Origin of the sequence: Streptomyces sp. WZ-12, assembly GCF_028898845.1 — a bacterium.
Taxonomy (GTDB): domain Bacteria; phylum Actinomycetota; class Actinomycetes; order Streptomycetales; family Streptomycetaceae; genus Streptomyces.
Genome location: NZ_CP118574.1, coordinates 9,086,054 through 9,107,160, shown reverse-complemented (window position 1 = coordinate 9,107,160; position 21,107 = coordinate 9,086,054). Strand labels below are relative to the sequence as shown.

At 73.9% G+C, this 21,107-nt stretch carries 4 protein-coding genes (1 of these 4 cut by a window edge); all 4 read right to left on the bottom strand.

Annotated elements, in window-relative coordinates; genetic code table 11:
* Tightly spaced (each overlapping or abutting the next), the 4 genes in view from PV796_RS39855 to PV796_RS39840 form a layout consistent with a single transcriptional unit that may run on beyond the window.
* A protein-coding gene (locus tag PV796_RS39855; RefSeq protein WP_274918761.1) for a non-ribosomal peptide synthetase crosses the window boundary here: on the bottom strand, window positions 1-3,574 show its start. The gene continues 4,634 nt to the left of window position 1, outside the view; 3,574 of the gene's 8,208 nt are visible here — the first part of the coding sequence; its start codon is at window positions 3,572-3,574; the stop codon falls past the left edge of the window.
* Entirely contained in the window at window positions 3,571-6,957 is a 3,387-nt protein-coding gene (locus PV796_RS39850; RefSeq protein WP_274918760.1) for a non-ribosomal peptide synthetase, read from the bottom strand. Before PV796_RS39850 ends, PV796_RS39855 begins: the two co-directional genes overlap by 4 nt.
* A complete protein-coding gene (locus PV796_RS39845; RefSeq protein WP_274918758.1) occupies window positions 6,954-14,690 on the bottom strand; it encodes a non-ribosomal peptide synthetase/type I polyketide synthase in 7,737 nt (2,578 codons plus the stop codon). Before PV796_RS39845 ends, PV796_RS39850 begins: the two co-directional genes overlap by 4 nt.
* On the bottom strand, window positions 14,687-21,106 hold the full coding sequence (locus PV796_RS39840) for a non-ribosomal peptide synthetase (protein WP_274918757.1): 6,420 nt from the start codon (window positions 21,104-21,106) through the stop codon (window positions 14,687-14,689). The genes PV796_RS39845 and PV796_RS39840 overlap by 4 nt, the downstream gene beginning before the upstream one ends.
* Window position 21,107 lies beyond the last annotated feature (1 nt).

The window sequence follows — 21,107 nt, the reverse complement described above, 5'->3', positions numbered from 1 at the left end:
CCCGCAGCCCGGCCGCGACCGTGGTCGCCGCCCGTTGCAGCGCCGCGTAGCTCAGCCCCGCGGTGGTGCCGTCCGCCGCGACTGCGAGGACGGCGGTGGCGTCCGGGCGGGCGGCCGCGGCGGCGGCCACCAGGTGGTGCAGGCCGCCGGGGTCGGGCCGGCGTCGCACCGGTCCGGCCCCGGCGTCCCCCGTGAGGTCCTCGCTCAACGGGATGTCGTCCACCGCGCGTTCGGGCGTCGCCACGGCGGCCCTCAGCACCTCGGTGAGGTGCTTCGACAACGCGGCCACCGCGTCCGCGTCGAACAGGCCGGTCCGGTACTCCCAGCGGCCGGTCAGCTCGCCGCCCACCAGCGCCATGCTGAGGCTGAGGTCGAGCTGTGACCAGCGGCGGGGCACCTCGACCGCGGAGGCGGTCGCCGCGCCGAACGCCGCGCGCCCGGCGGTCTCCTGTGCCAGGGCGAAGGTGCCGTCCCGCAGTGCGCCGTTGTCCTGCTGGAGGACGAACTGGCTCTGCACCAGCGTCGCCCGACCGGTGTCCCTGGCCGGGGCGAGGTCGGTGACCAGGCGGCGGAAGGGGTACCTGCCGTGGGTGAGCACCTGCCTCAGCAGCGCCGCGGTGTCCGTGAGCAGGGTCGCGAACGGGGTTCCGCGGGGGCAGCGGGAGCGGAGCGGTACCGGGTTGACGAAGTAACCGACGGCATCGGCGAGTTCGGCGGAGTCCCGGCCGGCCAGCAGCGTGCCCAGCACGAGGTCCGGCCGGCCGGTGCAGCGGTGCAGCAGCGCCCGGTATGCCGCGAGCAGCACGGTGAACAGCGTGCAGTCGCGTCGCTTCGCCAGCGCGCGCACCTCGTTGGCCAGCTCCGACGGCAGTCGGAATGCGGCGGTGGCGCCGTGGAAATCGCGTTGGCGCGGGTGCGGGCGGACGGTGGGCAGGGCGAGGCCCGTCGGTGCGCCGGCCAGCGTCTCGCGCCAGTACGCGAGGTCCCGTGCGTACGCCGGGGAGTTGGCATAGTCCTCGGCGTCGGCCAGCGCGGTGGCCTGCGGATCGCCCGCCGGGGCGAGCGCCTCCGGGATGCCGGTGGTCTCCGCGAGGTAGCAGGTGTGCAGTTCGTCGAGCATCACCAGGAAGGACCACAGGTCCAGCACGAGGTGGTGCGCGACCAGCACCAGCAGATGCGTGTGCGCGTCGCGGCGCAGCAGCGTCGCCGTGAACGGCACGGCCCCGGCCAGGTCGAAGGGCCGCTCCACCATCTCCAGCAACCGCGCCCCGAGGTGCTCCGCCGACTCCCCCGGCACATCGATGACGCGCAGCCGCGGGCCTTCCGGTTCCACCCGGCACCACGGTCGCCCGTCCTGGACCGGGAAGGTGGTGCGCAGTGCCGGATGCCGCGCGGTGAGCGTCCGCAGTGCCCGGTCCAGCGCCGGTGCGTCCAGCGGTCCGTCCAGCCTGAGCACCCGGGAGAGGTTGTACGCGGCGCCCCGGGGGTCCAACTCGTGCTCGAACCACAGCGCTTCCTGGTTCGCGGTCAGCGCGAGCCGGCCGTCGCCGTCGGCCGCGCCCGCGGACGTCCGCGCGGCCGCCGGGGTCGCGTCGGCCGCCAGGATGCGCCGGGCGAGGTCGTGGGGGCTGTCTCCGTCGACAAGGGCCTCGGCGCCGATGTCCACCCCGTACCGTCGCTGCACGCGGTGCCGCAGTTCCGTGGCCCGCAACGAATCCAGTCCGAGCCGGACCAACGGCTCGTCCGGCCTGGGCGGTGTCCCGCCGATACCGGCGAGCGCCGAGGCGGTGGTGGCCAGCGCGGTCGCCAGGACCGCGGCCCGGTCGCCCGGTGCCGTCGCGTCGAGCGCGTCGCGGCCCGGGAGGTCGGGGATCTCGATCCGGCCGGTGCCCACGATGCCGAGGACGGGCAACTCGCCGTCCACATAGGACTGTCGGCAGTGCTGCCTGCGGACCTTGCCGCTCGTCGTCTTCGGCACCGCTCCCTTGGGCAGGAAGACCAGGCGGTGGGTCTCGATGCCGTGCCGGGTGGCGATCGCCTGCCGTACTCTGGCGGCGATCCCGACCAGGTCCAACTCCCCTCGGCTCGTGGCGAGTTCGTAGCAGAGCACCAGCCGTTCGACGCCGTCGACGTCCACGGGGAAGGCGGCCCCGCAGGAGGGCCGTAGCGCCGGATCCGCGCGTTCCGCAGTGTGCTCCAGATCGTGCGGGTGGTGGTTCTCGCCCCGGATGACGAGGAGGTCCTTGCGCCGCCCGGTGAGGTGGAGCCCGCCGTCCAGGAGGAATCCGAGGTCGCCGGTGCGGAGGTAGGGGCCCTGGTGGGGGTCGGCGAGGCGGGCGCCGAAGGTCTCCTCGGTCTCCTCGGGCCGGTTGTGGTAGCCGCCCGCGATGCCCTCGCCGCGCAGCCAGACCTCGCCGATCCGCCCGGCCGGCAGCGTCGTTCGGGTCTCCGGGTCGACGATCCGCACCTCGGTCCCCGCGACCGGAAGGCCGCTGGAGACGAGCGTGCTGCCGTGCTCGTCCGCCCGCACGGGGGTGACCCGGCCCGCCCTGAGGGCGGCGGGTTCGGCGCGCACCGAGGTCGGCGGCCGGTCGAACGGCGTCGCCGTCACGATCAGGGTCGCCTCGGCGAGGCCGTAGCAGGGGAAGTGGGCGGCCGGCGCGAATCCGGCGGTGCGAAATCCCGCACTGAAGCGGCGCATCGTGGTGTCCCGGACCGGCTCCGCGCCGTTGTAGGCCACCGCCCAGCCCGACAGGTCGAGGGTGGCCCTGGTGGCCTCGTCGATGCGTTGCAGGCACAGCTCGTAGGCGAAGTTGGGGCCGCCGCTGACCCTGGCCCGGTACCGCTCGATGGCCCGCAGCCAGTTCAGCGGCGCCCGCAGGAAGGCGCCCGGTGGCATCAGCACCGACCGGGAACCCAGGTACAGCGGTTGCAGCACGTTGGCGATCAGGCCCATGTCGTGGAAGAGCGGGAGCCAGCCGACGAAGGTCGCGTCCCGGTCGTTGCCGCAGGCGAGTTGGATCGCGCGCTCGTTGCTCAGCACGTTGGCGTGGCTGACCCGCACGCCCCGCGGTGTTCGGGTCGAGCCCGAGGTGTACTGCAGGAACGCGGTCGCGGCGGGGTCGGTCGGGGGCGGGGTCCAGTCGTCGGCGGCCGCGTCGGGGACGGCGCTGACGTCGGCCCTGGGCAGTCCGACCAGCGCCGCGGGAGCGTCCTCGGCCCGGCAGAGCACCAACGCGGGCCGGGCGTCCGCGCGGAGGGCGGCGAGCCGTTCCGCCCCGGCCCCGCCCCGCCCGGAGTCGCAGGGGACCGCGACGCTTCCCGCGTACAGACAGCCCAGGAAGGATTCGACGTACTCGATGCCGGAGGGGTGGGCGATGAGCACCCGCTCGCCCCGGCATCCGCGCGCCACCAGTTCCGCGGCGATCGCCCGGGCCCGCAGGTCGACGGCGGCGAAGTCCCGGCTGGCCGTCTCCGTGACCCCGTCGGCGAGGAACAGGTAGGCGGGGCGGTGCGGTGTGCGCGCGGCGTGCTGCCGCGCGACCTCGACGATGGTGGCCGCCTGGGTGGTCATGTCGGCTCCTCCCCCGCCTCGGCCAGCCGCAGTGCCTCCCGGATCAGCGCGCTCCGCTGCCCGGCGCGCGCCCGGTCGACCGCCTCGGCCAGCGCGGCGATGTCGGGTGCCTGGTACACCCGGCGGATCGGGAGGTCGATGGCGAAGGCGGTGACGATCCGGAAGTGGAACTGGGTGAGTTGCAGCGAATCCCCGCCCAGGTCGAAGAAGTTGTCGTGCCGGCCGATGCCGTCCGGGCTCGGCCAGCCCAGTACCCCGGCGGCCAGCCCGGCGAGCGTCGATTCGGTCAAGGTGGCCGGCGGGCGGCTCCGCGGCCGGTCGGGCTCCAGGGGCGGGGCGGGCAGGGCCGACTCGTCGAGTTTGCCGTTCCTGGTCAGCGGGAGCGCGGGCAACAGCACCGTCTGGCGCGGGATCAGATGGTGCGGGAGCTGGTCGGACAGGAAGCTCCGGAGCGGGCCGGTGGTCAGGTCCCGGGCCTGCCCGGCGCTCTCGGCGACCAGGTAGGCCACGAGCCGGCGGCGCTCCCCCGCGCCGTGGGCGACCACCAGGCAGTCGCGTACGGCGGGGTGCGTCAGCAGGGCGGCTTCGATCTCGCCGGGTTCGATGCGGTAGCCGCGCAGGGAGAGTTGCTTGTCGGTCCGGCCGAGGTAGTCCAGTTCGTCGGGGAGCCGCCGGACGAGGTCACCGGTGTGGTAGCGCCGGCCGCCCGGGCTGCCGGGGGCGGGTCGGAAGCGGTCGGCGGTCAGTCCGGGGCGGCCGAGGTAGCCCCGGGCCACCCCGGCCCCGCTGACGGCCAGTTCGCCCCGGCCGCCGATCGGCAGCGGACGTCCCTCGTCGTCGAGCACCTCGACGTGCTGTCCGGGAATCGCCCGCCCCAGCGGGCTGGCCACCGGGCCGTGCCGGTCGGCCGGCCGCAGCCGGCGGCTGGTGACGTGCACCGTGGTCTCGGTGACGCCGAACATGTTGACCAACTCCGGCCCGCGCTCACCGAACCGGTCGAACCAGGGGGCGAGCCTGGCCACTTCGCAGGACTCGCCGCCGAGGACCACGAGGGAGAGCGGTGGGCCGCCCGGCCCGGTCCGCAGCGCGGTGGTCAACAGGGCCCGGAAGGCGCTCGGGGTCTGGCCGAGCACGCCGACGCGTTCGGCCAGCAGCGTCGCCCACAGCTCGTCCGGTGCGCGGACCGCGTCCGGGGGAACGAGCACCAGCCTCGCCCCGCTGGTCAGCGCGCCCCAGATCTCCCACACGGAGAAGTCGAACGCCGGGGAGTGGGTCAGCGCCCAGGTCTGGCGTTCGCGTGTCACGGGGAGCGCGGTCCGGCACGCGGCCAGCACCGCGGTCACCTGCGCATGGCTGACCAGCACGCCCTTGGGGCCGCCGGTGGATCCCGAAGTGAACACGGTGTAGGCGAGGTTGGCCGGGTGCACCCGCACCCGGGCGGGTGCCGCCGGTGCGGGCCAGCTCCCGGGCCGGTCCAACAGCAGGGTGTCCGCGCCGGGTTCCGGTGGGTGCGGCACGGTGGACCGGGTGAGCAGCAGCCGGATACCCGCGGTACAGGCCAGCTCCGCGCGGCGCCGGGGCGGATCGGTCGGGTCCATGGGCACGTAGGCCGCGCCCGCTTTGAGGATGCCGAGCATCCCGACCACCAGGTCGATCGAGGGTTCGGCGCACAGCCCGACCAGGTCTTCCGGTCCGCAGCCGCCGGCCCGTAGCACTGCGGCGAGCCGGTCGGCCCGCGCGTTGAGCTCCCGGTAGCTGAGCTGGTCACGGCCGTGGCTGAGCGCTACGGCGTCCGGCTGCCCGGCGGCGATCCGCTCGACCTCGTGGTGCAGACAGCCGGTACCCTCCGCCGGGGCAGCGGTCGCGGTCGGCGCGGGTGCGAGTGGCCGGGTCGACGCGCTGGGCGGGTCCGGGGCCTCGGCCGCGGAGCGCAGTACGGCGACCGTCCTGGCCAGGATCTCGGCCGCCGTGGCGTCGTGCAGCCGGGACCGGTCGAACTCCAGCTCCAGCTCCAGTCCGTTGGGCAGCGGGGACACGGTCATGGTGAGCGGGAACTTCGCGGCCACCGGGGGCGAGCGCAGCGCGGTCGCGGTCAGGCCGGGGAGTTCCACCCGTGGCGCCGGGGTGTTCTGGTAGGCGAACGCGGCCTGGACGAGCGGGGTTTCGGCGAGCGAACGCCCGGGGCGCACGGCCTCGACGATCCGCTCGAACGGGACCTCCTGGTCGTCGAGGCCCTGTCGGACGACCTCACGCACCCGGCCGAGGAGCGTGCCGAAGCCGGCGTTGCCCGACAGGTCGAGGCGCAGCGGCAGCAGGTTGACGAAGCAGCCGACCAGCCCGGCGAGTTCCGCCCGGGTGCGGCCGGCGACCGGGCTGCCGATCACCAGGTCGCGCTGCCCGGACAGGCCGGCGACCGCCAGCGCGAAACCGGTGAGCAGCACCGGGAACAGGGTGGTCCGTCGTTGGCCGGCCAGGTGCCTGAGCCGTTGCACATCGGCGTCGCCGAGCCGGGTCCGTAGGGCGCCGGCGACCTGGTCGGCGGGCGGGTGGGAGGTCCTGCCGAGCAGGTCCAGCCGTCCGGGGGCGCCGTCGAGCGCCGCGGTCCACCGGGCCAGTCGCTCGGCGAAGCCGGGCCCCCGCGCCCGGCGCCGCTGCCAGGCGGCGAAGTCCCCGTACTGGACCGGCAGTTCGGCCGTCTCGGCGGGGGTTCCGGCGAGGTGTGCCCGGTACAGTGCGGCGAGGTCGGCCAGCAGCACCCCGAGCGACCACCCGTCGCCGGCGATGTGGTGCCGGATCAGGACGAGTTCGTGTTCGGCCCGGTCGAGCCGGAACACCACGGCCCGCAGCACCGGGCCGCTCGTCAGGTCGAACGGGCGGACCGCCAGAGCGGCCGCCTGGGTGCGCCCCGCCGCTCGCCGGGCCGGGGCCGGCAGTCCGGTGAGGTCCACCAGCGGCAGGGCCGTCGGGTCGGCGGCGGGCAGCACCTCGACCAGGGGGCTGCCGTCGACGACCGGGTAGCGGGTGCGCAGCACGGCGTGTCTGCGCACCACCTGTTGCAGTGCCGTGCGCAGGGCGGGCAGGGCGAGTTGGCCGGTGAGCCTGAGGTGCAGCGGGAGGTGGTAGGAGCTGGCCGTCGGGTGGAACCGGTGGGTCAGCCACATGCGTTCCTGCGCGAAGGAGAGCGGCACCCGTGCGCCGTCGGCCACCGGGATGCCGTCGTCGGCGTGCAACTCGCGGAGGATTTCGGCCTTGTGGGTGGCGATCTCCGCCTGTACCTCGGCCGTGAGCAGGCCGCGCCGCGCCACGCACCGCAGCCGTTCCCCGTCGGCGGTGACGGTGATCCCGCGCCGGCGCAGCTCCGCGAGAAGGGCCCGGGCGCTCACAGCAGCACCTCGTCCCCGGTGGCCCGCTCGATCGCGGCGGCCTGGCCCGCGATGGTCGGCGCGTCGAAGAACTCCGCCATCGACAGTTCGACCCCGTGCCGCTCGCGGACCAGGGACAGCAGCCGGAGCGCGATCAACGAGTCGCCGCCCAGCTCGAAGAGGCTGTCGTGCACGCCGACGGGGTCGCCGCCCAACAGGCTCGCCCAGCAGGCGGCGAGGCTGTGCTCCAGCGGGGTGTCCGGCGCCCGATACGCGGTGGACAGGTCGGCCCGGTCGCGCCGGAACGGGGCGATCCGCAGGTCGGCGAGGGCCGCGCGGTGGTCCTCCGTGCTGAAGGCCGCGTGCCTGGCCAGCAGCGCTTCGAGGTCCTGGGGGCAGACAACCACCTGCGGGGCGGCTCCGGTTGACAGGATGCGGTGGAACAGTTCGACGCCCTCCGCCCGGCTGATCCCGTCGAGCAGGTCGCCGGCCGACGCGGTGCGCTCCGCGGTGCGGCCGTAGCGCGCGACCAACTCCTCCTGCGCCGAGGCGCGCATGCCGATGTCGGTCCAGTCGGTCCAGGCGATCGACACGGTGGTTCCGCGGCGACGGTGGGCGCGGTGGGCGGCGTAGGCGTTGAGGAACTCGTTCGCGGCCACATAGCCCACTTCGCCGAACTTCAGCTTGTGCAGCACGGTTCCGATCGACGAGCACAGCACGAAGAAGTCCGGTTCGCGGTGGTGCAGCACCCTGTCGAGCACGATCGGGCCCAGCACCTTCGAGGCGATCGCCTCGTCGGTGGCCCGCTGGTCGCGTCGCTGGATCATGCCCGCGGTGTCGGGGCTGCCCGCGGCGTGGACGACTCCGGTGATCGGCCCGAAGAGCTCCTCGGCCTCGGTGACGACCGCCCGCATCCGGGACTCGTCGGTGACGTCGGCCTGTCGGACCAGGACCGCGGTGCCCTTGGCGGTGAGGGCGTTCAGCCGGTCGATCAACCGCGTGGTGTCGTTCCCCTCCGGGTGGGAGGTCAGATAGCCGCTCCACTCCTCGGCGGCGGGGAACGGCGTGCGCCGGGTGAGCACCAGCGCGGTGGCACGGTCGGCGAGGGATTCCGCCAGGCTGAGCCCGATGCCACCGAGGCCGCCGCAGACCAGGTGGACCCCGCCGGTCGCGGCGGCGCGCGGCGGGATGGCCGGGTCCAACCGCAGTGGGGTGTGGCTCCGTTCGAAGCGCTGTCGTCCGCGGTAGGCGATCTCGGTGGCCGGGTCCGGGGCCAGGAGCTCGGCCACGATCCGGTCCGCCAGCCGGTCCAGGTCGCCATCGGCCGGCCCGATGTCCAGCGCCGTGCAGGACATCGCGGGCAGTTCCCGGGGGATGACCTTGACCGCCGCGGTCACGGTGGCGTGTTCGGGATGGTCGAGGTCGTCGCCGAGCACGGACTGGGCGCCACGGGTGACGGCCACCAGCCGGACCGGTTGACCGTCCGGGCGGGCGCCGAAGGCCCGTGCCAGGTCCAGCAGGCTGTGCAGTCCGGCCCGTTGTCCCTGTCGCACCGCTGCCCCGTCCAACGGCGCCTCGCCGCCCGCCGCCGTGACGGGCCACAGGTGCACGACCAGGCGCGGGGTCCGGTCCTGGGCGGTGAGTTCCGCCAACAGCTCGTGCGGGTCGCGCGGTTGGTCCCCTCGCCCGTGGTCGGACGGCACGGCGACCGGGTGCACGCCGAGCGCGGTGAGCCGTCCGGCGACCGCCGTGCCGAGCGGGCCGTCGGCGAACAGCAGACACGTCGCGCCGTCCTGCCGGGCCGGTGCGCGCACCGCGGCGGCGTGCCGCCAGCCGGGCAGATAGCCCCAGTTGCGGAGCTGCGGTACGGCCGGCGGTCGATCGGCGACCGTGGGAGCGGCCGGCTGGACTCCGGCGGTGTCCCCCGGCGCGTCGGACCAGTAGCGCCTGCGCTGGAACGGGTACCCCGGGACGGGGGTGCGCCGCGGCCGTTGCGGCCGGTGGAAGGCGGTCCAGTCGACGGGGCAACCCGAGGTCCACAACGTCCCCAGCGCGCGCACCAGGTGTGCGGTTTCCCGCTCCGCCGTCGGTTCACCGGCGTCCGCCGGCAGACAGCTCGGGGTCGACGCCGAGCCCGGCACCAGCCTGCGGGCCGCCAACCGGGCCAGCCCGGCGTCGGGGCCGAGCTCCAGCAGCGCGGCGGGTGCCAACTCCGCGAGGTGCCCGGTGCAGTCGTCGAAGAGCACCGGCCGTCGCATGTGCGCCAGCCAGTATTCCGGGCGGGTCACCTCGGCGGGATCGGCCCAGTCCCCGGTGACGTTGGAGAGGAACGGCAGCCGGGGGGTGGCGAATTCGACCTCGGCCAGGACGGTGCGGAACCGGGCGGTGATGGGGTCGACGGCCCTGGAGTGGAACGCGTGCCGAACGGCCAGCGTCCTGGTCCACACCCCTTCTTCCTCCAGGTGGGCGGCGAGTGCCGTCACCGCGTCGGGGGCGCCGGTGACCACGCACCGGTCCGAGGAGTTGACCGCGGCCAGGGTCAGGCCGCCGTCGAGCAGCGGGGTCAGCTCGTCGGGGCCCAGCGCGACGGCGAGCATCCGGCCTTCCGGAAGCGTGGCCTGTGCGCGGGCCCGGGCGGCGACCAGTCGCAGCGCGGTGGGCAGCGGGAACACTCCGGCCACGGTTGCGGCGACGTATTCGCCGAGGCTGTGCCCCAGCATCGCGACCGGTTCGACGCCCCAGTCGATCAGCGTGCGGGCCAAGGAGTGGGACACGGCGAACTCGGCCACCTGGAACGCGGGCTCGGCCCCCTGGGGTCCCGCCTGCTCGGCGCGGAGCATCGCGAACAGGTCCACGCCCTGTTGGGCGAGGAGTCGCGCGCAGTCGTCGAGATGCCGTCGGAAGTCCGGCTCCCCCGCGTGGAGTCCCAGCGCCATGGCCGGATAGCCGTAGCCGTGGCCGGGGAAGAGGAAGGCGGCCCGCCGCCCGGTGCCCTGGACCGCCCGCTCCGGTGCCGGACCGGAAAGGGCCGTGGCCGCGGCCGTGACCGTGGTGGCCGCCACGGCCCGTCGGTAGCGGTGCGTCCGTCGGCCGCCCAGTGTGGCCGCCACGTCTCCGAGGTCCGCGTCCGGTCTGCCGCGCAACTGGTCGGCCAGTTCGTGGCCGGCCCGGGTCAGGGCCGACGGGGAGCGCGCGGAGAGCACGAGCAGTTGGCATGCCCGGCGCTCGCGGTCGGGCGCGGTCGGGGCGGGCGGTTGTGCCAGCACGAGGTGGGCGTTGGTGCCGCCGATGCCGAAGGAGCTGACCCCGGCGCGGCGCGGGGAGTCCGCTGCGGGCCAGGGCGTGGTGGAGGCGTTGACGTAGAACGGGGAGGCGGCCAAGTCGATGGCCGGGTTGGGCCGTTGGTAGTGCAGGCTCGCCGGGATCACGCCGTCGCGCACCGCGCCGACGGCCTTGATCAGTCCGGCGATGCCGGCGGCCGCGTCGAGGTGGCCGATGTTGGTCTTCACCGAGCCCAGGGCGCAGAACCCGACCCGGTCGGTGGTGGTGCGGAACGCCGCGGTCAGCGCCGCCACTTCGACCGGGTCGCCGAGGTGGGTGCCGGTGCCGTGTGCCTCGACGTACCCGACGCTGCCGGCGTCGATCCCGGCCACCGCCTGCGCCTCGATGATCACGTCCCGTTGGCCGTCGACGCCCGGGGCGGTGTAACCCGCCTTGCGGCGGCCGTCGTTGTTCACCGCCGAGCCGAGCAGCACCGCGTGCACCGGGTCGCCGTCCCTGCGGGCGTCCGACAGCCGCTTGAGCAGGACCAGCCCGACGCCGCTGCCGCCGACGGTGCCATCGGCCGAGGCGTCGAAGGCCGCGCACCGCCCGTCCGGCGAGTAGATGGCGTCCTCGGCGTACACATAGCCCTGTGCCTGGGGTACCTGGAGCGAGACGCCGCCCGCCACGGCCATGTCGCACTCGAAGGACTGGAGGCTGCGGAGGGCCAGGTGGACCGCGACCAGCGAGGAGGAACAGGCCGAGCCGACGCACATGCTGGGGCCGGTGAGGCCGAGCTTGTAGGAGACCGTGGTCGCCGCGAAGTCCTTGTCGTTGTGGATCAGCAGGGGGAAGCCGCCGAGCGTGCGGAGCAGTTCGGTGTTGGGGAGGAGGTTGCGCACCAGGTAGGAGCTGAGGCCGCAGGAGAGGAAGACGCCGACCGGGAAGGGCAGCGCCGCCGGGTCGTATCCGACGGTGTCGAATGCCGTCCAGGCCGCCTCCAGGCACAGCCGGTGCTGCGGGTCCATCACCTCGGCTTCGCGCGCGGAGTAGCCGAAGAACTCCGCGTCGAACAGCGCCAGGTCCCCCACGGTTCCCTCCGCGCCGACGAAACGCGGCCGGCGTTCCGGTCCCAGGTCGGGGAACCGGCTGATGCTCTCGGTCTCCGCACGGAGGTTGGCCCAGAACTCGTCGACGTTCTCCGCTCCGGGGAAGCGGCAGCTCAGCGAGATCACCGCGATCGGCTCACAGCCGTCCTGTTCGGTCATCGCCCGCCCTCCTGCCCGGCCGCCCGGCGGGGCGCCCCTCCCCCCCGCCGGCGCCAGCGCCGGGGAATCCGCCGGCGCCGCGCCGGCCCCGGCCCCGGCCCCGGCGAGGTGATCGGCGAGCCCGGCGATGTCGGGGAACCGGAACAGGTCGACCAGCCGCAGCCCCGGGTGGACGGTGCGGACGAGGGCGCCGTGCAGCCGCAGCAGGCCGAGGGAGTTACCGCCGACGTCGAAGAAGGCGTCGTGCACGCCGACCCGCTCGATCCCCAACACCCGCTGCCACTCCCGGGCGATGGCCCGTTCCAGCTCGGTTCCGGGGGCCGCGCCGCGCGGGTGCTGCCGGCGGACGGCTCCGGCGCGGGCGGCCAGCGCCGCCCGGTCGACCTTGCCGTTGCCGTTGTGCGGCAGGTCGGCCAGGACCACCAGCTCCGCGGGGATCATCACGGCGGGCAACAGGGCGCGCAGCGCGGCCAGGGCCCGCTCCGGTGGGATCTTGCGGCCCGGTTCCGGGCTGGCGAACGCCACCAGCCGCCGGTGTTCGGCTGCACCGTCGAGCACGACGGCGGTCTCGCGCACCGGCGCCACCGCGCGCAGTGCGTGCTCCACCTCCCCCAGTTCGATCCGCACCCCTCGCAGCTTGACCTGGGTGTCCCGGCGTCCCACGAAGTGCAGTTCACCGTCGGCGCGGCGGCGCACCAGGTCCCCGGTGCGGTAGATCCGGCTGCCGGGCCGGTCGTACGGGTCGGGGAGGAACGCCGCCGCCGTGCTGGCGGGGAGGCCCAGATAGCCCCGGGCCAACGCCGGTCCGCCGATGAGCAGTTCCCCGGCCATGCCGTCGGGGACCGGCCGGCCGTGGTGGTCGGCCACCCAGGCTCGCGCGCTACCGATCGGCGTCCCGATGGTGGGCGGGCCGCCGCTGGCACCGACCACCGCGGCCGTCGCGTAGGTGGTTGCCTCGCTGGGCCCGTAGAGGTTGCGCACCACGGTGCGGACCCGGCGGCGGTGCAGTCGGTCGGCCAGCTCCCTGGGCAGGGGTTCTCCGGCGAGGTTCACCGAGGTGACCGCGTCGGGAATCCCGTCGGCGTCCAGGAGGGCGGCCACCGCGGACGGAACGGAGTTGAGCAGGCTCGCCCCGGCCGCGGCGGGGGTTTCCGGGACCCGCAGGGCGTCCTCGGTCAGCACCACGGTGCCCGCGTGGACCAGCGGTGCGAACAGCTCGAAGAAGGCGAGGTCGAAGCCGACCGACGTGGTGGCCAGGACCCGGTGCAGCTCGCCCGGGTCGAATGCCTCACCGGCCCAGCGCAGGAACGCCGCGGCGCTGCGGTGTTCGATGGCCACGCCCTTGGGTCGGCCGGTGGACCCCGACGTGTAGAGCACATAGGCCAGCGCCGTCGGCGGCACCGACACCCGGCGCGGTGGGGACGAACGGCCGGGTCGCGGCGCGGACACGCGTACCGTGGGCGGCAGTTGGGCACTCTGGGCGCCACGGGACGCCAGCAGCTCGTCGTCACCGATCAGGAGCCGGGCGCCGGTCTCGGCCAGCATCGGCAGGGCTCGTGCGGCGGGCTGTTCGGTGCCGATGGGCAGGTAGGCCGCTCCGGTCTTGAGCACTCCCAGCAGGGCCACGAGCAGTTCCGGCGTCCTGGGCAGCCAGACCCCGACCACGTCGCCGGGGCCGCATCCCCGGGCGAGCAGCTCCGCGGCGAACTGGTCGGACCAACGGTCCAGTTCGCGGTGGGTCACCTGACGGGAGCCGTGCACCACGGCCACCGCGTCCCGTTGGCGTGCCGCGGTGGCGGCCACCAGCCGGTGCACCAGTTCTCCCGCGCCGGGGTCGATGGCCGCCGGGGCGCGCACACCGCGCCACTGCCGGGCGGTCAGCAGCGACCAGCGCGACACCGGCCGTTCCGGTGCGGTCGGAACGGCGGCGAGCAGCGTCCGGAACTGCCGGCACCAGTCGGCCAGTTCCGCCGCGGTGCACCGCCCGCCGTCCGCCTCGAAGATCAACTCAAGGGCGTCGGGGGTGTCCGCCGCGGTGACGGTCAGCTCGTACTTCGCCGCCGCCGCGGGCACCTCGACGAGCCGCGCCCCGACCCCAGGCAGGCTGGGGGGCCGTGGCGGCTGCTGGTAGGCGAACAGCACCTGGAACAGTGGGGAGGTCCCCAGTTCCCTGGGCGGTGCGAGCTCGTCGACGATCCGCTCGAAGGGCAGCAGTCGATGTTCGAGCGCGTCGAGCAGGGTGTCCCTGGTCCTGCGCAGGACCTCGACGAAACCCGGCTCGCCGTGCAACCGCAGGCGCAGCGGCAGGGTGTTGATCAGCAGGCCGACGGTGCCGGCGGCCGGTTCCCCGTCGCGCAGCGCGACCGGCGACCCGATGACCACGTCCTCCTGGCCGCAATGCCGGCCGACCAGGCATCCGAGTAGGGCGAGCAGCGCCATGTACAGGGTGCTCCCGGTCCGTCGGCACAGCCTTTCCAGGCCGGCGAGTTCGGCTCGGTCGAGCCGTTCGACGCGGCGTACCGGGCGGGTCTGCCGCCCGCTCCGGCCACCGTCGAACGGTGTGCTGCGCGGTGGCGCCGCGCCGAGCTGCGCCCGCCAGAACTCGACCGAGCCGACCGCATCCTGCGTCAACGTCCGCTGCATGTCGACGAGTTGTGGGTAGCTCGCGGTCCGCGCGGGCGCGGGCGGTGCGCTGCCGGTGACCGCGCGGCGGTACAGCGTCTCGATCTCCTCGCGCACCACGGCGAGCGATCCGCCGTCGAACACCAGGTGGTGGACCGACAGCACGAGCAGGTGGCGCCGCGCTCCCAGTCGCAGCAGCAGCCAGCTCACCGGCGGCCCGGCGGTGAGCTCGAACGGCCGGGCCGCGAGCGCGGCGAGCAGCCGGTGCGCCTCCTGTTCCGCGGTCCGCTCCCCGGTACCGGACAGGTCGACCAGCCGTAGGCGCGGTGGTGCCGCGGTGATGTACTGGGCCGGCTCCGGGCCGTCGTCGGTGAAGGCGGCGCGCAGCATCTCGTGCCTGCTGCCGAGCTGGTGGACCGTCGAGCGCAGTGCGAGCGGGTTGAGCGGTCCGGTCAGCTCGATCGCGGTGCAGATGGTGTACGCCGGGTTGTCCGGCTCCAACCGCTGTAGCAGCCACAGCCGTTGCTGGGCGGCGGCGAGCGGCAGCCCGGCACCGCGGCCGCTGCCCCGCGCCCCGTCCCCGGCCGTCCTCAGCACGCTCATGCCTGGTCACTTTCGGGAGCCGCGGCGAACACCCCGCCGTCGGGGGCCGCTCCCGTCCCCGATGCCCTGGCTTCGTCCACCACGGTCGCGAACTCGGCGATGGTGGGCGCGTCGAACAGCCTGCGCACCGACAGTCGGGTCCGGAACAGCTTGTTCGTCGCCGCGATCGCCTGCATCGCGCGCAACGACTCGCCACCGACGTCGAAGAAGTGGTGGTGCACTCCGACCCGGCCGACCTTGAGCACCGTGGACCAGATGTCGACGAGCAGGCGCTCGGTCTCGGTACCCGGTGCCACATACGGCAGTTCGGCCACCGGATCCGGATCGGGGAGCCGTGTCCGGTCGACCTTGCCGGTGCGGGTCAGCGGCACCGCGTCCAGCACGGTGAAGGTGCTGGGCACCATGTACCTCGGCAGCCGGTCCCGGACGTACTTCTGCAGTTCCGCCCGGTCCGGCCGCTCGCCCGGTTCCGGCAGTACATAGGCGACGAGTTGCTGCTCGCCGCTCTCCGCCCCGCGGGCCATCACGATCGACCGCTGGAGCGAGGGGTGGGCGTCCAGCACGGCCTCGATCTCCATCGGCTCCACCCTGAAGCCACGGATCTTGACCTGGTGGTCGTTGCGGCCGAGGAACTCCAGGTCGCCGGTGGGCAGGAACCGGCCGAGATCGCCGGTGGCATAGCGGCGGGCGCCGGGGACCGCGCCGCGGGGGTCGGGCCGGAACACCGCTGCGGTGGCGGCCGGTTGCCCCAGATACCCGCGGGCCACGGTGGCCCCGCCGATGTGCAGTTCCCCGGCCACCGCGACCGGCGTCGGCCGGCCGTGCTGGTCCAACGCCCGTACCCGGGTGTTGGCCACCGGGCGGCCGATCGGCAGTTGGGGCTGGACCACCGGCCCCGGCCCCGTCCACACGGTGCTCCACACCGTCGCCTCGGTGGGGCCGTACTCGTTGGCGAGCCGGGCGCCGGGAACCTTCGCACCGAGCTCCTCGTACAGCGCCGACGGGGCGGCCTCCCCCGCCGTGATCACCCGGACCAGGGATTCCAGTTCGCGCGGGCCGGACTGTTCCAACAGCGGGCCCAGCAGGGACGGAATGGTCAGGGTGTGGGTCGGACGCCGTCGGGCGATCGCGGTGGCCGTGCTCATCGGGTCGAGCTGGGTGCCCTCCCCCGGCAGCACCAGGGTGCCGCCGGTCGACAGCGTCCAGAAGATGCCTGCCACCGAGCTGTCGAACGCGAAGGAGGACAGCAGCAGGAACCGGTCGACCGGCTCCGCGTACGCGGCGTACCTTGCGCTGACCGAGGCCACCGCGTTGCGGTGCTCGACGACGACCCCCTTGGGCCGGCCGGTCGAGCCCGAGGTGTAGATGACGTACGCGGCGTCGGCCGGGCCGGTGCCGACGTCCGGGTTGTGCGTGGGTTCCCGGTCGACCGCCCGGAATCCGCGGTCCACCACGAACGGCTCGGCCGCCGGCGGAACCCGGCCGGCCAGGTGCTCCTGGGCGAGCACGACGCGCGCCGCGCTGTCCGTCACGAGGAGCGCGGTGCGCTCGTCGGGTTGTGCCGGGTCCAGCGGGAGGTAGGCGGCCCCCGCCTTGAGCACGCCGAGCAGGAGGACGATCTGGTCGATGGAGCGCTCGGCGAGCACGCCGACGACGTGTTCGCGCCGGACTCCCCTGCGGCGCAGTCCGTGTGCGATCCGGTTGGCGCGCTCGTTGAGGAGCCGGTAGCTGACGGCCGTCCCGTCGAGCTCCACCGCGATCCGGTCCGGGGTCGCGGCCGTGCGTTCCTCCACCAGCGCGTGCAGACAGCGCTGCGGCACGGGGGTGCGGCCGCCGTCGGTGAACCGGTCGAGCAGTTCGCGGTCCCGGGCCGGGAGTTGGTCGACCACCCCGTAGTCCGCGGTCGGGTCGGCCGCGATCGCCGTCAGCACCCGCACATAGCAGTCCCGGACGCTTTCCATGACCTCGGCGGAGAACTGCAGGCTGTCGTACTCGATCCGCACCTCCAGCCGGTCGGTGGTCCGGTTGAGCCGGAAGATGCCGCAGAACGGGAAGGTCGACTCGCCGTAGAGCTCGTTGGCCACGTGCTCGACGCCGGCCTCGATCCACCGGTCCAGCACGTCGAACACGTGGTAGTTGGTGAAGAAGAACAGCGTCTCGGCCAGCGGCTCGTTGCCCTGGTGCCGCTTGAGTTCGGCCATCGGCAGCCGTCGGTAGGGCATCGACTGCCGCTCGGACCGCAGGGTGGCCTCGATCAGCTCCAGCCAGCTACCGCCGGCCATCTTGGCCCGCAGCGCCAGGCTGTTGACGAACAGCCCGATGGCGGTGCTGCCGTCGACGACTTCGGGGCGGCCGTTGGTCACGGTGTAGGTCAGCGTGTCGACGTTGCCGCCGTAGGTCGACATCACGGCGAGATGCGCGGCGAGCAGCACGCTCTTGAGCGGCACCGCGTGCGCGGTGGCCACCTGCTTGAGCCGCTCGGACAGTTCGTGGGGCACCGGGACGACGATCCGGACGATCTCCCGGGCGCCCTTGTCGGCCCGCGGGCCGGCGGCGGCCCCGGTCCTCGGCAACCGCATCAGCGTCGCATCGGCGAGGTAGTCGTTCCAGAAGTCGTAGTTCTCCTTGCGCCTGAGCGCCTCCAGTTCGAGGGCGACGGCGTCGCTCATGCCCGTCTTGGGCGAGCGGATGGAGAGCGGCTCGTCGAACATGAGCGAGAAGTAGTGGCTGAACAGCTCGGTGATCATCAGGGCCTCGCTCCAGCCGTCGACGATCTCGTGGTGGAAGCCGTAGGTGAACTGGAACTCCGCGTCGCTGCGGCGGTGCACCATGAAGCGGATCAGCGGGTAGTCGTGGAGCTCGAAGCCGCGCAGCTTCTCCCGGTCGATCCACGCACTGACCCTGTCGTCCTGTGCCGGCTCGGACAGCCCGCGCAGATCCTCGAAGTACAGGGGCGTCTCGAAGCTGCCGTGCACGATCTGCAACGGCCGGCTGTAGGTCGTCATGTCGAACGACGTCCGCAACATCGGGTGGCGTTCGACGAGTTGCCGGACGACGGTGCGCAGCACATCGAGATCGAACGGTGCGCGCAGTCGCACGGAGGCGATCGCGTGGTAGACGGCCGACTTCGCGGCGAAGTCGCGGTGGAAGATCATCCCTTCCTGGAGCAGGCTCAGCGGGAAGGCGTCCCGCGCTTCGTCGGGGAGCCGCGCGCGGTCCTCGGCGTCGATCAGGGCGAACGGGGCGGTGGTGGGCGCGTCCGGTTCCGGGCGCCGTTGGTCCACGGCGGCCGCGCAGTCCGCGATGATCGGGTTCTGGTGCAGCTCGGCGACCGTGAGGTCCAGACCCCGGGACTGCGCCCGGCTCACGACCATCACGCTGCGGATCGAATCGCCGCCCAGCACGAAGTAGTTGTCGGCCGCCCCGACCCGGTCCACCCCGAGGACCGTGGCGACCGCGCCGGCCAGGATCTCCTCGGTATCGGTGCGCGGGACGACGTAGGCGGCGTGTTCCGCCGCCGACCGGCTCACGGCCGCGGGTACCGGTAGCGCGGCCCGGTCGAGCTTTCCGTTGGCCGTCACGGGCAGCGCGTCGAGCACCATGACGGTGGTGGGAACCAGCAGTTCCGGCAGCCGGGTGCGGCAGTGTTCGGCCAGCGCGCGGGGGCTCGGGGCCGGGCCGTCGGTGTCCTTGCCGGGTACCACGTAGGCCACCAGCCGCAGTTCCCCCGCCAGCGGTGAGGAGCCGCCCGGGTCCTCGTCCCGTCGCGCGACGACCACCGCGTGCTCGACCCCGGGGTGGGCGCGCAGCACGCTCTCGATCTCGGCGGGCTCCACCCGGACGCCGCGGATCTTGACCTGTTCGTCGGCGCGGCCGAGGAATTCGAGGACGCCGTCGCTGCGGCGGCGGGCCAGATCGCCGGTCCGGTACAACCGGGAACCGTCGGTCGCGAACGGGTCGGGGACGAAGCGCCGTTCGGTGAGGTGCGGCTCGTCGAGGTAGCCGTCGGCGACGCCCGCGCCGCCGATGCAGAGCTCGCCGACCGCGCCGTCGGGAACCAGGCGACATCGCCCGTCCATCACGTGGGCCCGGGTATGGGCGATCGGCGAACCGATCGGCACCGCGCCCTGCCACGGCCCGCCGGCATCGAGCCGATGGGCGGTGCTGCCGACCACGGTTTCGGTCGGGCCGTATTCGTTGACGACCGTGGCACCGGCGGCGTGGAACAGCGCGGCGCCCTCGGCGCGCAGCGCCTCACCGCCCACCACCACCGTGCGCACGCTGCCGGTGATCTCCTCGGGAGTGACCAGTTGGCCGACGATGTCCAGATGCGTCGGGGTCAGCTTGACCAGGCTGAGGTCCCGCATCTCGCGCAGTACCGACACCAGCCCGGTCACCCCGGCCGATTCGGGCAGCAGGATGACCCGCTGGCCGGCCAGCAGCGGGCCGAGCAGGCAGGTGAGCGTCAGATCGAAACTGATCGAGGTGTGCACCAGCGCGCCGCTGCCCTCGTGCAGGGCATAGGCGGTGGCCGCCCAGGAGAGGTAGTTGGTCAGGCCCCGGTGCGGGACGACGACGCCGTTGGGTCGTCCGGTGGTGCCGGAGGTGTAGAGCAGGTAGGCGTGGTCGGCCACGGTCACCGGCACGTCGACCGGGGTCCGCGGCCGGGCGGCCAGCTCGGCGGGGTGTCCGTCCATCGCCAGCGTCGGCAGCCCGGGTTCGTCGAGCCGGTCCAGCACCTCCCCGGTGGCCAGCAGCATCTTCGGGGCCGCGTGCGCCAGCACGAAGTCCATCCGGGCCCGCGGATAGCCGATGTCGACGGGGACGAACGCGGCACCGGCCTTGAGCACGCCGAGCAGCGCGACCATCAGCTCCGGGGACCGCCCGATGGACACCACCACCCGGTCCCCGCGCGTCACCCCCGAAGCGATCAGGTGACGCGCCAACTGGTTGGCCCGTGCGTCCAGTTCGGCGTAGCTGAGTTCGGTACCCGCGCAGACGACGGCGGTCTTCTCCGGGTGCCGGGCGGCCTGCCCCGCGAACAACTCGTGCACGGCCGCCGCCGGAACCTCGGTGGCCGGCCCGGCGCCGGAGGCGCGTACCCGGTCCCGCTCCTCGGCAAAGAGCAGTTCGATCTCCCCGATGCGCACCGCCGGGTTCCCGAGCACCGCGCGCAGCGTGGCCGTGAAGCCGTCGGCGAGGGCCCTGGCGGTGGCGGGGTCGACCAGGGCGCTGTCGTAGCGCACTTCGACGGCGAGGGTGTCGTCGGTCCGCACACAGCTCAGCGCGACATCGGTGGTGTCCGCCCGCCTCTCCTCGGTGATCGTGCAGCGGACGCCGTCGGCGAGGAGGGGGGCGGCGGCGACGCGGAAGGCGAAGCAGGCGAGGGCAGGGCGTCCGGCGGCCCGGTGGCCGGCCAGCGCGGCCGGGTCCAGGTGGTCGATCCGCCGCTCGGCATCGCGACGCCTCTCGGCGGTATCCCGTGCGAGGGAGAGGAATTCCTGCTCGGCCACGAAGGCGGCGCGCAGCGGCAGTTCGCGTTCCAACGCCCCGACCGTGTGGTCGAGCGCCGGGTGGCTGCGGCCGGACGAGGCCAGCAGGACCAGGCAGTCGCGCTCGCCCGCCACCCGCCATACGACCACCTGGAACACGGCGTCCAACACGGCGGCGGCATCGAGCCCGTTGGCCGCGGCGAAGGCGTCGAGCGCGCCGGCGGCGGGGGCCGGCGCCGGGCGGTAGGTCCGCCGGTCGGGCTGGTGCCCGTCCGCCGGGGCCGCGTTGCCCAGTGCGGCGCCGCCCTGCGCCTCGGCCAGTCGGTGGGACCAGGCGGCGCGCTCGGCGGTGCCCTCCTCGGCGGTGAGCAGTTCGTTGTGCCAGGTCGCGAAGTCGGCGTACTGCACGAGGTCGGCTGCGGGTGGCTGCACCTCGTCGCCCGCGTACGCGACGGCCAGTTCCTCGGCGACCAGGCGCAACGAGGACCGGTCGGCGATGAGTACGTGCGCGGTGAGCAGGAGTATCGCCCGGTCGGCTCCGATGTCCGCGAGCAGCACCCGGAACCCCCGACCGTTCCTGGGGTCGACCGCCGCCCGCTCCACGGCCGCCCGTTCCTCCAGTTCCGGGGGAGCCGTCGCGTCCGGGCCCGAAGTCACCTCGATGGTGCGCAACTCGATGGCGTCGGAGTCACCGATGACCTGACTGGGCTCCGCCCGGCCCTCGCTGACGACGAGACGCGTGCGCAGCGACTCGTGCCGACGCACCACCGCGGACAGCGCTGCGCGCAGCCTGCCCCGGTCCAGCACGCCGTCCAGTGCCACCCGGAGCTGCACCGCGCGGTGCGGGCCGACGGCGGGCGATCGTGACCAGAGTTCGCGCTGCTGCGGGGAAACCGCAAACCCTGGTGTGTGCGTCACTGACATC

What these genes read in the sequence shown, in the direction of transcription:
- PV796_RS39840 (WP_274918757.1), bottom strand. Translation starts at nt 21,106, where the DNA reads ATGTCAGTGACGCACACACCAGGGTTTGCGGTTTCCCCGCAGCAGCGC.
- PV796_RS39845 (WP_274918758.1), bottom strand. Translation starts at nt 14,690, where the DNA reads ATGAGCGTGCTGAGGACGGCCGGGGACGGGGCGCGGGGCAGCGGCCGC.